Raw genomic sequence first — 13,228 nt, forward strand, 5'->3', positions numbered from 1 at the left:
CCCCGTCCCCCTCACCCCTCGCAGGCTCGGGGCGAGCCTCCGGACGGGGCCGGTCAGACAATCGCGCGGGCGCCCTTGCCGAGGACGGTCACGCCGCCGGCACTCACGTGGTAGCGCTCGCGGTCGGCGTCGGAGTCCACCCCGATCCGCGCCCACGCCGGGACGACGACGTTCTTGTCGAGGATCGCCCGCCGGACGTAGGCGCCCTCACCGATCTGGACGCCGTCCATGAGCACGCTGTCCTCGACCCGCGCGCCGCGCTCGACCCGCACGCCGGGCGAGACGACCGAGCTGTGCACCGACCCGCCGCCGATGATCGCGCCGGCGCTGACCATCGACTCCTCGGCCCGCCCGCCGAGCACGAACTTCGCCGGCGGCTGCTGCGGGGGCAGGGTGAGGATCGGCCACCGGTCGTTGTAGAGGTTGAACACCGGGGTCACCGACACCAGGTCCATGTGGGCGTCGAAGTAGGAGTCGATCGTCCCGACGTCGCGCCAGTAGCCGTGGTCGCGCTCGGTGGCCCCGGGGACGATGTTGGTGGAGAAGTCGTAGACGTACGCGTCACCGGTCTCGGCGAGCATCGGCATGATCGAGCCGCCCATGTCGTGCGCCGAGTCGGCGTCCTCCGCGTCCGCGCGCAGCGCCTCGAGCAGCGCGTCGGTGGTGAAGACGTAGTTGCCCATGGAGGCGAAGGACTCCTCCGGGCTGTCGGGCAGGCCCGGCGGGTCGGCCGGCTTCTCGAGGAAGCCGCGCACCTTGCCGTCGGCGCCGGCGTCGATGACGCCGAACCCGGTGGCCTCGCGCCGCGCCACCCGCAGGCCCGCGATGGTCACCCCGGCGCCGGTCTGCAGGTGCTGGTCGATCATCTGCGCCGGGTCCATGCGGTAGACGTGGTCGGCGCCGAACACCACGACGACGTCCGGGCGCGCGTCGTAGATGAGGTTGAGGCTCTGGAAGATCGCGTCGGCGCTGCCGGTGTACCAGCGCGGCCCGAGCCGCTGCTGCGCCGGCACCGGGGTGATGTAGTTGCCGAGCATCTGCGACAGCCGCCACGTGGTGGTGATGTGCCGGTCGAGGCTGTGGCTCTTGTACTGGGTGAGCACCGCGATCTGCCGGATGTCCGCGTTCACCAGGTTGGACAGCACGAAGTCGATGAGCCGGTAGTTGCCGCCGAAGGGCACCGCCGGCTTCGCGCGGTCCTGGGTCAGGGGCGCGAGCCGCTTGCCCTCACCACCGGCCAGGACGATGCCGAGCACTCGAGGACCGCCACGCATGGAGGGAACGTAGCCGCTGCACCGGTCCGCCGTCGCCCCGCCTCCGCACTCCCCGCCCCCTAGGGTGACCGCCGTGCGGATCGGCATCGTCACCCGTGAGTGGCCCCCAGACGTCTACGGCGGTGCGGGCGTGCACGTCGAGCACCTCGTCGCGGCCCTGCGCTCGCTGCCCGCGGGCCCGGACGTGGAGGTGCACGCCTTCGGCGGCCCCCGGCCCGACGCCCGCGGCTGGGCGGTGCCGCCGGGCCTGGCCCAGGCCAACGGCGCGCTGCAGGCGCTGGGCACCGACGTCGAGATCGCCGCGGCGCTGGCCGGGGTGGACCTCGTGCACAGCCACACCTGGTACGCCAACGGCGCCGGCCTGCTCGCCGGGCTGGTGCACGGGGTGCCGCACGTGGTGACCGCACACTCGCTGGAGCCGCGGCGGCCGTGGAAGGCCGACCAGCTCGGCGGCGGCTACCGGCTGTCGTCGTGGGTGGAGCGCACCGCCTACCTCGCCGCGGACGCCGTCATCGCGGTGAGCCACGGCATGCGCGCCGACGTCCTCCACGCCTATCCCGACCTCGACCCGGCCCGGGTGCACGTCGTCGGCAACGGCGTGGACGCCGAGGCCTACAAGCCGGTGCCGGCGCCCGACGTCGTCCGCTCGCTCGGGGTGGACCCCGACCGGCCCTACGCGCTGTTCGTCGGCCGGATCACCCGGCAGAAGGGCGTCGTCCACCTGCTGCGGGCGGCCGAGCAGCTGCCGGCCGACGCCGGGCTGGTGCTGTGCGCCGGCGCCGCCGACACCCCGGCCGAGCGGCAGCAGGTCGCCGACGCCGTGGCCGAGCTGCAGGCCCGGCGGCCGGGCGTCGTCTGGATCGAGGCGATGCTGCCGCGGGAGCAGCTGGTGCCGCTGATCACCGGGGCGACGGTGTTCGTCGTCCCGTCGGTCTACGAGCCGCTGGGCATCGTGAACCTCGAGGCGGCCGCCTGCGGCACCGCGGTGGTGGCCAGCGCCGTCGGCGGGATCCCCGAGGTCGTGGCCGACGGGGTCACCGGGCTGCTGGTCCCCTACGACCCGGCCGACCCGGCCGCCTTCGAGGCCGGGCTGGCCGCACGCATCGCCGAGCTGCTGGCCGACCCGACCCGGGCCGCGGCGATGGGCGCCGCGGGCCGCGAGCGGGTGTTGTCGGAGTTCGGCTGGCCGGCGATCGCCCAGCAGACGGTCGGCGTCTACGCGTCCGTCCTCGACGCCCGGGGCTGATCCCCCGCGGCCCGCTCCCCGCGCCCGCCGCGGGCCGGGATGCGATCCTGACCCGTCGTGGCCACCGATCCGCGCCCGTCCGAGCGGGACCCCGTCCGGGCGCTCATCCGTGCGTCGCACCACCTGTCCGCCGACGACCTCGGCGCCGTCGTCGCGGAGCAGGCGCGGCGGCTGGGCGTCCACGGCGCGGTCGTCTACCTCGCCGACTACGCCCAGCACGCGCTCCTGCCGCTGCCCGGGGAGGGCGTGCCCGCCCGGCAGGAGCTGACCATCGACGGGTCGGTGGCCGGGCGCGCGTTCCGCCGGGTCGAGCCGGTCCACGCCCCGGCCGGCGACGGGCCGGCCAGCCTGTGGGTGCCCCTGCTCGACGGCGCCGAGCGGGTCGGCGTGGTCGAGTACGTGCTCGACGGCGACCCGACGCCGGAGCTCGAGGACGACGCGCGGTCGTTCACCTCGCTGGTCGCCGAGCTGGTCGTCACGCGCGACGCCTACAGCGACCTGTTCGCCCGGCTGCGGCGGCGGCGCGAGCTGACGCTGGCCGCGGAGATCCAGTGGGAGCTGCTGCCGCCGCTGACCTACGCGAGCGACCGCGTCGTCATCACCGGCGCGCTCGAGCCGAGCTACGACATCGGCGGGGACACCTTCGACTACGCGGTCAACGGCGCGGTGGTGGACCTGGCCGTGCTCGACGCCGTCGGCCACGGCCTGCCCGCCGCCCTGCTGACCACCGCCGCCGTCGGCGCCTACCGGCACGCCCGGCGCGCAGACCTCGACCTCCCGGCGGTCGCGGCCGCGATGGACGCCGTCGTCGCCGGCCAGTTCGCCGGCAGCCGGTTCGCCACCGCGGCCGTCGCCCGGCTCGACCTCGACACCGGGCTGTTCGCCTGGGTGAACTGCGGGCACCCCGACCCGATCGTCGTGCGCGACGGCGCCCTGATCCGGCCGCCGGCCTGCCCGCCGGCGCGCCCGCTCGGGCTGCTCGCGGCCGCGCCCGCGGTGTGCCGGGTGCAGCTGCGCCCTGGGGACCGCGTGCTGCTCTACACCGACGGCGTCGTCGAGGCGCGCTCGCCCGACGGCGCGTTCTTCGGCGAGGACCGGCTCGCGGACCTGGTCGTGCGCGCCGAGCTGGCCGGCGACCCGCCGCCGGAGACGATGCGCCGGCTCATGGGCAGCGTCATGCAGCACCAGGACGGCCGGCTGCAGGACGACGCGAGCATCGTCATGGTCGAGTGGCAGACCGGGAACGAGGAGCGGTTGAGGCTGTGAGCACGGCACCGGAGGGACCCCTGACCGGCGAGGCGGCGGGTCCGGCCGACGTCGTCGTGGGGCTGGTCGCCGCGCCCGGCGCGCCCGTGGAGGTGGCCGACGAGCTGGCCGCCGACCTGGCCGGCGCGCTGCGCGAGCGGCACCCCGACGTCGTGTGGGACGTCCGCGTGGTCGAGGACGGGCTGGTCCAGCCGCCGGCCGACGACGCGGAGATCGTCGCCGCGGCGCGCGACCGGCTGCTGTCGGAGGAGTGGGACCTCGCCGTCGTCGTCACCGACCTGCCGCTGTCGGTCGACCGGCGCACCGTCGTCGCGCACGCCAGCCCGGTGCACGGCGTCGCGGTGCTGTCCCTGCCGGCCCTGGGCGCGGTCGGCCGGCGCCGGCGCGCGCTGCAGACGACGGTCGGGCTGGTCCGCACGCTGCTCGGCGATGCCGAGGGCGACGACGACCCGGCCGCGCTGCGCCGCCGGGTGCGCGAGCTGGCCGCCGACCCGGCCGACACCGCCGACGGCGTCCGGTTCACCGCGCGGGTGCTGACGGGCAACCTGCGGCTGCTGGTCGGCATGGTGCGCGCCAACCGGCCGTGGCGGCTGACCATCCAGCTGTCCCGCGCGCTGACGGCGGCGGTCGCGGCCGGCGTCTTCGCCCTGGTGACCGCCGACATCTGGCGGCTGGCCGACCGGTTCGGCTGGCTGCGGCTGTCCACGGTCGGGCTGGGCTCGGTGGTGGCCATCTGCGCGACGCTGGTCGTCGGCGCGGAGCTGTGGGAGCGGGCCCGCTCGCGCCGGGTGCGCAAGCAGGTGGCGCTGTTCAACCTGGCCACCGTCGCGACCGTGGTCATCGGGGTGCTCACCCTCTACGCCGCGCTGTTCGTCCTCGCGCTGGCCGGCTCGCTGCTGTTGGTGCCGTCGGCGCTGTTCGCCGAGGGGCTGGGGCACCCGGCCGCGATCGGCGACTACCTGGAGCTGGCCTGGCTGACCAGCTCGCTGGCGACGGTCGGCGGGGCGCTGGGCGCGGGCCTGGAGGACGACGACGCGGTCCGCGGGGCGGCGTACGCGCACCGGCCGGACGCGGCCGGGTGACCGGGATGGCCCCGGTGCCCGCACGGGGCGAGGATGACGTGTGACCATCTCCACGCGGTTCGCCGCCGCGCTGGACGCCGAGGCCGCCGGGAGCCCCGAGTCGGCCGAGCTGCTGCCGGTCCGCCTGACCCGGGCCTGTGTCACCACCCTCGGGGTCGACGCCGCCGGACTGTCGGTCGTCGACGGGTCCGGTCTGCGCATCCCGATCGGGGCGAGCACCACCGAGGCCGCGTGCGCCGAGCGGCTGCAGTTCACCGTCGGCGGGGGGCCGTGCTGGGAGGCCCAGGAGACCCGGCAGCCGGTGTTCGCGCTGCTGGACGACCTGCGGCGCCGCTGGATGCCCTTCGCCGACCTGCTCACCGCGCAGACGCCGTTCCGCGCGGTGGTCGCCCTCCCGCTGCGCGAGGACCTCGCCGGCGCCGGTGCGCTGGACCTGTACTTCACCGACGAGGCCGCCGTGCCGGAGCTGGACGTCTTCGCGGCGATGGCCGTCGGCGAGCTGGTCACCGCGGCGCTCAGCGACGCCGCCGTCTGGTCGGACTGGCCGGCCGAGCGCGGCCCCGACTGGCTGCACGGCCCCGAGGCGCGCCGGCGGGCCGCGGTGCTGCGGGCCGCGGGCCGGGCGGCGATGGCGCTGGACACCGACCCGGCCACCGCGCTCGATCTGCTGCGCGCCGAGGCCTACGCCGGGGGGCGCGCCGTGGAGGACGTCGCCGAGGACCTCGAGCAGGGCCGGCTCGACGTGCGCGAGCTCGCCCCGGACCGGCACCACTGACCCGCACCGTGTGACAGTTGCCCCAGGTCAGGGGCGGAATCCGGCCCCGCACGCGGGCGCTGTACCCCGCGTGACCGCAGCGCCCCCGCCATCCGCCGTGTCCGCGCCCGTCCCCTCCCCCACGCGCCTGCTCGACGTCCGCACCGTCTACGCCGAGCCGGCCGCCCTGGACTCCGCCCGCGGCCGCGAGGTGCTCGCCCGCTTCCCCGGAGTGGAGGTGATCGAGGTGCCGTCGCACTGGAGGATCCCCGAGCTGCACGGCAACGAGGGCAACGTGGACCGCTGGGTGCGGGTGAAGACCGAGACGCTGGTGCTCGGCGTGAAGAAGTCGCTCACCGCCCGCCCGAACGGCCGGTCGGCCGACTGGATCGCCCCCTCGACGGCGAACGGCTGCGCGATGGCCTGCGCCTACTGCTACGTGCCCCGGCAGAAGGGCTACGCCAACCCGATCACCGTCTTCACCAACATCGAGCAGATCACCGGCTACCTGCGCCGGCACGTCGCCCGGCAGGGCACGAAGACGGTGCCCGACCAGTGCGACCCGGTCAGCTGGGTCTACGACATCGGCGAGAACAGCGACTGCTCGGTCGACGCGCTGGTCAGCGACAACGTCGCCGACCTGGTCGCCACCTTCCGCGAGCTGCCGACCGCCAAGGCGTCGTTCGCCACCAAGTACGTCAACCGGCAGCTGCTCGACCTCGACCCCCAGGGCCGCACCCGCATCCGGTTCTCGCTCATGCCCGACGCCGACTCGCGGGTCGTCGACGTGCGCACCAGCCGGGTCGCCGAGCGCGTCGCCGCCGTCGACGACTTCGTCGAGGCCGGGTACGAGGTGCACCTCAACCTGTCGCCCGTGGTCCTGCGCGACGGGTGGGAGGCCGACTGGGCGCAGCTGCTGCGACAGCTCGACGACACCCTCTCCCCCGCGGCCAAGGCCCAGGCGGCCGCCGAGGTGATCATGCTGACCCACAACCGGGACCTGCACGAGGTCAACCTCGGCTGGCACCCGAAGGCCGAGGACCTGCTGTGGCGGCCGGACCTGCAGCAGCCCAAGCGCAGCCAGAACGGCCAGTGGAACGTGCGCTACCGCAACGACGTCAAGCGGGCCGGCGTCGAGCGGCTGCGGGAGCTCGTCGCCGCCCACGCCCCCTGGCTGCGCGTGCGGTACGCGTTCTGATGCGGCTCTCGCTCCTCGACCGGTCGCGCACCCGCGCCGGCGAGCCGGACGCGGCGGCGCTGCGCGGCACCGTCGAGCGCGCGGTGTCCGCCGAGCGGCTGGGCTACGGGCGGTTCTGGGTCGCCGAGCACCACGGCGTGCCCGGCATCGCCGGCGCCGCGCCCGCGGTGCTGCTGGCCGCCGTCGCCGGCCGGACGACGACGATCAGGCTGGGCTCGGCCGGCGTCATGCTGCCGCACCACCAGCCGCTCGTCGTCGCCGAGCAGTTCGCCACCCTCACCGCGTTCGCGCCCGGCCGCGTCGACCTCGGCCTGGGCCGCTCGCCGGGGTTCACCCCGTCCGTGCGCCGGGCGCTGCGGGAGACCGAGCGCGACTTCGCCGCCGACCTCGCCGAGCTGCGCGCCCACCTCACCGGGACCGCGGAGATCACGATGCACCCGCGGCCGGCCGGCGACGTGCCGGTGTGGGTGCTCGCCACCGGCTCCGGGCTGGACGTCGCCGCGGCGCTCGGGCTGCCGGTCGTGGTCGGCGGGCCGCTGCTCGGGGTGGCCGGCGACCCGGAGCCCGGCCGGGCGGCGCTGGCCCGCTACCGCCGGGCCTACCGGCCCTCGGAGCAGGCGCCGGAGCCGGAGGTCGCGATCAGCCTGGACGTGCTCGTCGCCGACACAGCGGCCGAGGCCGCCGACCTGCTGCTGCCCGAGGCGTGGGCGATGGCGCAGGCGCGCACCACCGGCGTCTTCCCGCCGCTGGAGCCGGTGGCCGCGGCGCGGGCGGCACCGATGACGGCGGTGCAGCGGCGGCACGCCGAGCGGACGGCGGCCACGGCGGTCGCCGGCACCGCCCCGCAGGTGGCCGCGCGGCTGACGGAGCTCGCCGAGCGCACGGGTGCGACCGAGCTGGTCGCCGCGGGCAGCACGCACGACCGCGTGGCGCTGGCCGCCTCCGACGCGGCGCTGGCCGGACTGCTGGGCGCGGCTCAGCCGGTGGCGCCGGTGTCGGAGTGGGACGCGCCGACCGGCTTGGACTCCGGCGACCCCCGCTGGCGCAGGTAGACGGCGAACACCGCCATCGAGCCGACGGCGAGCATCTCCGACTGCCAGTTCTGGAAGCTGCGGTTCCAGAAGTCGGCGTGGCCGAGGTAGGCCACCCAGCTGACCGGGTCGGCGTGCGACTGCAGCTGCTCGGTGTTGTACGCCGCCCAGCCGGCCACCGACGTCGCCGCCCAGGTGAGCAGGAAGATGCCGGCGAACAGCAGGCCCAGGGACCGGGAGAACAGCGCGCCGCGCCAGCCGCCCACCCGCGCCCACGCCGGGGAGTCGTCGCGGGCGTGCGCCCCCGTCCGCTGGGCCTCGTCGCTCTCGGTGCCGGCGTCGTCCGGCTCCTTGGACTCCGGCGACCCGCGCTGCACCAGCCAGACGGTCGCGAACACGTAGAGGAAGAACTGCAGGTACTCCGACTGCCAGTTCTCCATGACGTCGACGGCGAACGACGACGAGGTCACGTAGTGCACCAGGGTGACCGGCGTGAGGCCCTCGGCCTGCCGGTCCTCGCTCACCTGCGCCGCCCCGGCGACCGCCTGCCCGGCCAGGGTGAGCAGGAACAGCAGGCCGAAGCCCAGGCTCAGCGAGTTCTCCCGGACGAACCGCCGCACGTCGCTCACCGCCCGAGCAGGGCGAGGACCAGGCAGTAGGCCACGCCGCCGAGCACGGTCACCAGGTAGGCCAGGAACACCACTCGCACGGATCTCACGAGCCCTCCACCAGACAGTCGTAGCGCCCCTCGCCGGCCGCCTCGCAGCCGGCCGCGGCCACCTCCCAGCCGTCGGGGCTGCGGGTGAGGAACAGCGTGTCGTCGGTGAGCCGCACCTGGGCCTCCTGACCCCAGACCTGCGCGGAGACGACGCTGCCGGTGCCGAGCGGGAGCTCCTCGAGCGCCAGGGGGCAGCCGGTCGGCTCCTCGTGCTCCAGGGTCTGCACCACCGCGTCGGTGAGCAGGTCGCAGCGGGTGGCGGGGTCGGCCGCCGCGAAGTCCCGGGCCACCTGCTCGACGTCGGGCAGGTGCGCGTCCGAGCACCCGGCCAGCAGGGCCAGGGCCGCCAGCGCCGCCGTCGAGCACACCGCAGTCCGCACGGGTCGGTCCTCCCGTCGTGCTCCCGCGTCGGCTCCGCAGGTGGACCGATCGTGGGACGGGGAGCCGGACCCCGCCACCCCAGGTGATCACCCGATCGGGCGGTGAGCTGCGGCACTACGGTGACGCTGTGGCACGGGTGGTGGTCGTCGGCGCGGGGCTGGGCGGCCTCGCCGCCGCCGCGCGGCTGGGCGCCCTCGGGCACCGGGTGACCGTCCTGGAGCAGTCCGGCGCGGTCGGCGGCAAGCTGGGCTGGTACGCCCGTGACGGCCACGCCTTCGACACCGGCCCCAGCCTGGTCACCCTGCCGCAGGTGCTGCGCGACCTGTTCGACGCCACCGGCGGACCGCTGGAGGAGTCCGTCGACCTCGTCCGGCTCGACCCCGCCGTCGACTACCGGTTCGCCGACGGCACGCGGCTGGCGGTGCCCGGGCACCTCGACGCGGTCCCCGGCGCGCTCGACGCCGCTCTCGGCGACGACGCCGGCACGCAGTGGCGGGCGCTGCTCGAGCGCGCCGGCGCGATGTGGGCGATCACCGAACAGCCGTTCCTGCGCTCGCCGCTGCGCGGCGCGGCCACCCTGGCCCGGCTGGCCCGCGACCCGGCCGACGTCGCCGCCGTCGCGCCCTGGCAGACGCTGCGGGGCCTGGGCGCCCGCTACCTGCGCGACCCGCGGCTGCGGGTGCTGCTCGACCGCTACGCCACCTACTCCGGCTCCGACCCGCGGCGCGCCCCCGCCGTGCTCGCGACCGTGCCCTACGTCGAGCAGGCGTTCGGCTCCTGGTACGTCCGCGGCGGTCTGCACCGGCTGGCGGAGGCGGTGGCCGAGCGGGCCCGCGAGCACGGCGCCGACGTCCGCACCGGCACGCCGGTCCGGCGGGTGCTGCGCGACGGCGGCCGGGTGGCCGGGGTGGAGCTGGCCGAGGGCGGCGAGGTGACCGCCGACGTCGTCGTCTCCGGCGCCGACGCCACCGCCCTGTACGCCGGGCTGCTGCCGCCGGACCGGCGCACCCGCGCGGTGCGGCGCGGGCTGACCCGGGCGACGCCGTCGCTGTCGGGCTTCGTGCTGCTGCTCGCGCTGCGCGGCCGCACGCCGGGGCTGGCGCACCACACCGTCGCCTTCCCCGCCGACTACGACGCCGAGTTCGACGCGGTGTTCGGCACCGGCCGGCACCGCGGCCTGCCCTGCCCGGTGCCCGACCCGACCGTCTACGTCAGCGCCCCCGACGACCCCGCCACCCGGCCCGACGACGACAGCGAGTCGTGGTTCGTGCTGGTCAACGCGCCGCGGCACGACCCCGGGTGCGGCGTCGACTGGGACACCCCCGGTCTCGCCGACCGCTACGCCGCCCGGGTGCTGGAGGTGATGGCCGCGCGCGGGCTCGACGTCCGGTCCCGGCTGCGCTGGTGCGTCACCCGCACGCCGGCCGACCTCGCCTGCGAGACCGGCAGCGTCGGTGGCTCGATCTACGGCACGTCGAGCAACGGCGCCCGCGCGGCGTTCCTGCGGCCGGGCAACGCCGCCCCGGTGCGCGGGCTGTACCTGGTCGGCGGCTCGTCGCACCCGGGCGGCGGGCTGCCGCTGGTGACCCTGTCGGCGGAGATCGTCGCCGGGCTGGTCGGCCCGGCCTGACGCACCCCGGCGTGCGAGGGTCCTCCGGTGCGCACCGACCCGCCGGAGACCGCCGACGAGACCACCACGCTGACCGCCTACCTCGCCTACCAGCGCGAGACGCTGCTGCTGAAGACCGAGGGGCTCTCGCGCGAGCAACTGGCGCGGGCGCACCCGCCGTCGTCGCTCACCCTGGCGGGGCTGCTGTACCACCTGGCGCTGGTCGAGGAGTCCTGGGCGGTGGAGCGGTTCGCCGGGGAGCCGATCCCCGCGCCGTGGGACGGCGTCGACTGGGACGCGACCCCCGACTGGGAGTTCGACGCCGCCGTGGACCTGGAGCCGGAGGTGCTGCGCGGGCGCTACCGGGAGGCCGGGCGGCGCACCGACGCGGTGGTCGCGGCGGCCGGGTCGCTGGACGCGCTGTCGGCGGTGCCGCTGCGCACCGGCAACAGGTTCAGCCTGCGCTGGATGCTGCTGCACTTGGTCGAGGAGACCGCCCGGCACAACGGCCATGCCGACCTGCTGCGCGAGGCGGTGGACGGCGTCACCGGCGAGTGAGGCGCTACTGCGCGAGCTCCGTCGCCCAGGCGGCCACGGCGATCTCCCCGGTGGTGCCGGCGTCGACCCACATCGGCAGGACCTGGCCGGGGTCGCCCGGCACCGGGACGACGCGCAGCGCCCGCCCCTCGGTGAGCCCGCCGTCGGTGACCGTCGCCGACCAGGAGACGCCGGTGACCGCGCTCTCGCCGGGCTGCAGCACCAGCGGCGCCGGCCCGGGGTCGCGGACCGTGTAGGTCGACTCGTGTTCGACGGCGAACGGCATCGACCGTCCCGTCCCGTCGAGCACCTGGACCCCGGCGTAGCCGGTGACGTCCCGCGGCGCGTCCCCGCAGTTGGTCACGGTGACGACGACGCCGCGGTGGCCGAGGCCGGCGTCGACCGGGCCGGCGGTGACGAGCAGGCCCAGCGGCGAGCAGGTCGGCGTCACCGGCTGCGGCACCTCCGGGGCGCCGGGTGCGGGGGCCGGCTCGGTCGGCTCCGCGGACGGGGTGGGCGCGGGCGGGACGCCGATGCCCGCGGCCTCGGCACCGGCCGGTGCGCGGGCGGCCAGCGCTCCGGCCGTCACCGCGACGACGGCCAGCGCCACCAGCAGTGGGATCAGCCACCGGGCCCGCGACCCCCCGGCCGCCCGCGACGCCTCAGCCCCGCGCGGCACCGAGGCCCAGCACGGCGGCCAGCCCGAGCGCGCTGCGCGGCGCGTAGGCCGCCCGCCACAGCCCGCCGTGGACGGCGGCGTACGCCTCGTCCTGCCACGGCTGCTCGTGCCGCGGCCCGCCGCCGGTGTGCAGGTCGTGCACCAGCAGCGCGGCCATGAGCACGTTCGACGTCGCCGGCTCGAACACCTCGACGCCGAAGCGGTGCGCCCCGGCGTAGGCGGCGGCCAGCGCCCGGTTCTTCACCACCGAGCGGGTGCGGGTCGGCGGCGCGACGTTCATCGACACCGTCGCCCCGCCCGCCCGCGCGACGGTCGCCCGCCACCGCTGCAGCCGCTTGGCCAGCGCGTAGTTCGGCCCCTGCTGCGCGACCAGGCTGTCGCTGATGCCCGGGTCGGTGCCCGGCACGTACGCCCGCTGCAGCAGCCGCCCGGCCGAGAGCGTGCGCAGCGGCCGGCCGAGGAGCTTGCCGGCACGGGAGCGGCCGGCGTAGGCGCGCGCCGACTGCTCGACGGCGTCGCCGGGGACGGCGAAGACGTCGGTGGGCGTGGCGAGGAAGGCCAGCGCGAGGTCGGGCCGGTCGCGCTGCAGGCGGAGGGTGAGCGCGTCGACGGCGGCCGACACCCGCACGTTGGTGGCGCCGTCGGCGTAGACGTAGTCGCCGAGCACCGGGTCGCCGGGCAGGCCGGCCACCCAGTCGCCGACGGCGGGCACCTCGCGCACGAGGTCGGCGCCCGCGGTGCCGGCGAGGTCGCCGTCGTCGGCGACGGCGGGCAGCAGCAACCGGCCGGCGCCGCGGCGGGCGGTGTCGAGCACCCGCCGCCACAGGTCCGGCCGCGGCAGGTCGACCCCGGCCACGGTCGCGCCCCAGCGCAGCAGCGCCGTCAGCGGGCCCATCTCCGCGCCCGCGCCGAGCACGACGACGGTCCGGCCCGGCAGCGCCAGCCACTCGGGGTGCGCGGCGACGGTGCGCACCGCCTCGGCGAGGCCGGGCTCGGCGATCCCGCCCTCGACCCAGGTGTCCACCTGGCGCAGCAGGTCGTCACCGCGCAGCCGCCGGCCGTGGAAGGGCAGCGTGAACTCGCGCTGGGGCTCGGCGGTGCCGGCGACCTCGCGGGTCTGCAGCGCCCGCCCGGCCGGTGCCGCGGGCAGCGCGGTCAGCGGCTGCTCGCCGCCGTCGGCGGCCACCCGCAGCCGGGCGTGGACGGCGTCCAGGCCGGCCGCGGCGATGGTCCGGGCCGCGTCCGGGGAGGCCAGCCCCGCCTCGACCAGGCGGCGGAAGTGCACCAGGTAGCCCGCCCGCCAGTTGGTCTCGGACTCGGCGGCGCGGGCGCCGGTCGGGTCGACCGGGCGCAGCGCGTCGGCGACGACGGCCCGGCCGACCGCCGCGGTGCTGCGCCGCCCGTCAGGGCCGGCGGGGAAGACGACTCCGGTGTCGTCGCTGCTCATGGGCTC

Annotated in this window: 13 protein-coding genes; 8 read left to right on the forward strand and 5 right to left on the reverse strand. The window is 76.7% G+C overall.

Annotated elements, in window-relative coordinates; genetic code table 11:
* Window positions 1–53: 53 nt before the first annotated feature.
* Window positions 54–1,274, reverse strand: a complete 1,221-nt coding sequence (gene glgC, locus ACI79B_RS00955; protein ID WP_456926233.1) for a glucose-1-phosphate adenylyltransferase — start codon at window positions 1,272–1,274, stop codon at window positions 54–56.
* Between the two features lie 73 nt (window positions 1,275–1,347).
* Here glgC and glgA point away from each other — a divergent pair, with 73 nt between their 5' ends.
* The 6 genes from glgA (at window position 1,348) to ACI79B_RS00985 (ending at window position 7,872) form a co-directional block, all read left to right on the forward strand.
* A complete protein-coding gene (gene glgA / locus ACI79B_RS00960) occupies window positions 1,348–2,520 on the forward strand; it encodes a glycogen synthase (protein ID WP_456926234.1) in 1,173 nt (390 codons plus the stop codon).
* Window positions 2,521–2,577: 57 nt separating this feature from the next.
* A complete protein-coding gene (locus ACI79B_RS00965) occupies window positions 2,578–3,786 on the forward strand; it encodes a PP2C family protein-serine/threonine phosphatase (RefSeq protein ID WP_456926235.1) in 1,209 nt (402 codons plus the stop codon).
* Complete coding sequence (locus ACI79B_RS00970; RefSeq protein WP_456926236.1) at window positions 3,783–4,868, forward strand: hypothetical protein; 1,086 nt, start codon at window positions 3,783–3,785, stop codon at window positions 4,866–4,868. Before ACI79B_RS00965 ends, ACI79B_RS00970 begins: the two co-directional genes overlap by 4 nt.
* A 40-nt stretch (window positions 4,869–4,908) precedes the next feature.
* Window positions 4,909–5,643, forward strand: a complete 735-nt coding sequence (locus ACI79B_RS00975; protein ID WP_456926237.1) for a GAF domain-containing protein — start codon at window positions 4,909–4,911, stop codon at window positions 5,641–5,643.
* A gap of 97 nt (window positions 5,644–5,740) precedes the next feature.
* Window positions 5,741–6,820, forward strand: a complete 1,080-nt coding sequence (locus tag ACI79B_RS00980; RefSeq protein WP_456926238.1) for a spore photoproduct lyase family protein — start codon at window positions 5,741–5,743, stop codon at window positions 6,818–6,820.
* Window positions 6,820–7,872 carry an MsnO8 family LLM class oxidoreductase gene (locus tag ACI79B_RS00985; protein WP_456926239.1) on the forward strand — a complete coding sequence of 351 codons (1,053 nt, stop codon included), beginning with the start codon at window positions 6,820–6,822 and terminating at the stop codon, window positions 7,870–7,872. The genes ACI79B_RS00980 and ACI79B_RS00985 overlap by 1 nt, the downstream gene beginning before the upstream one ends.
* On the opposite strand, the gene ACI79B_RS00990 is transcribed toward ACI79B_RS00985, so the two are convergent.
* Both ACI79B_RS00990 and ACI79B_RS00995 read right to left on the reverse strand, forming a co-directional pair.
* Window positions 7,797–8,480 (reverse strand): DUF6766 family protein, encoded by a 684-nt coding sequence (locus ACI79B_RS00990; RefSeq protein ID WP_456926240.1) that lies wholly within the window; start codon window positions 8,478–8,480, stop codon window positions 7,797–7,799. The two genes, ACI79B_RS00985 and ACI79B_RS00990, sit on opposite strands and share 76 nt — an antisense overlap.
* An 85-nt stretch (window positions 8,481–8,565) precedes the next feature.
* A complete protein-coding gene (locus ACI79B_RS00995) occupies window positions 8,566–8,949 on the reverse strand; it encodes a hypothetical protein (RefSeq protein WP_456926241.1) in 384 nt (127 codons plus the stop codon).
* Window positions 8,950–9,077: 128 nt separating this feature from the next.
* Between ACI79B_RS00995 and ACI79B_RS01000 the strand changes: the two genes are divergently transcribed.
* Together ACI79B_RS01000 and ACI79B_RS01005 are read left to right on the forward strand one after the other, a co-directional pair.
* Window positions 9,078–10,580 (forward strand): phytoene desaturase family protein, encoded by a 1,503-nt coding sequence (locus ACI79B_RS01000; protein WP_456926242.1) that lies wholly within the window; start codon window positions 9,078–9,080, stop codon window positions 10,578–10,580.
* Window positions 10,581–10,607: 27 nt separating this feature from the next.
* Window positions 10,608–11,117, forward strand: coding sequence for a DinB family protein (locus tag ACI79B_RS01005; protein WP_456926243.1), 510 nt, complete (start codon window positions 10,608–10,610; stop codon window positions 11,115–11,117).
* 4 nt (window positions 11,118–11,121) lie between these two features.
* Here ACI79B_RS01005 and ACI79B_RS01010 read toward each other — a convergent pair whose 3' ends face one another.
* Together ACI79B_RS01010 and ACI79B_RS01015 are read right to left on the reverse strand one after the other, a co-directional pair.
* Entirely contained in the window at window positions 11,122–11,775 is a 654-nt protein-coding gene (locus ACI79B_RS01010) for a DUF4232 domain-containing protein (protein WP_457000052.1), read from the reverse strand.
* Window positions 11,759–13,222: a hypothetical protein gene (locus tag ACI79B_RS01015; RefSeq protein WP_456926246.1), complete on the reverse strand. Its 1,464-nt coding sequence runs from the start codon at window positions 13,220–13,222 to the stop codon at window positions 11,759–11,761. The genes ACI79B_RS01010 and ACI79B_RS01015 overlap by 17 nt, the downstream gene beginning before the upstream one ends.
* Window positions 13,223–13,228 lie beyond the last annotated feature (6 nt).

It is taken from the genome of Geodermatophilus sp. SYSU D00879 (assembly GCF_054050375.1).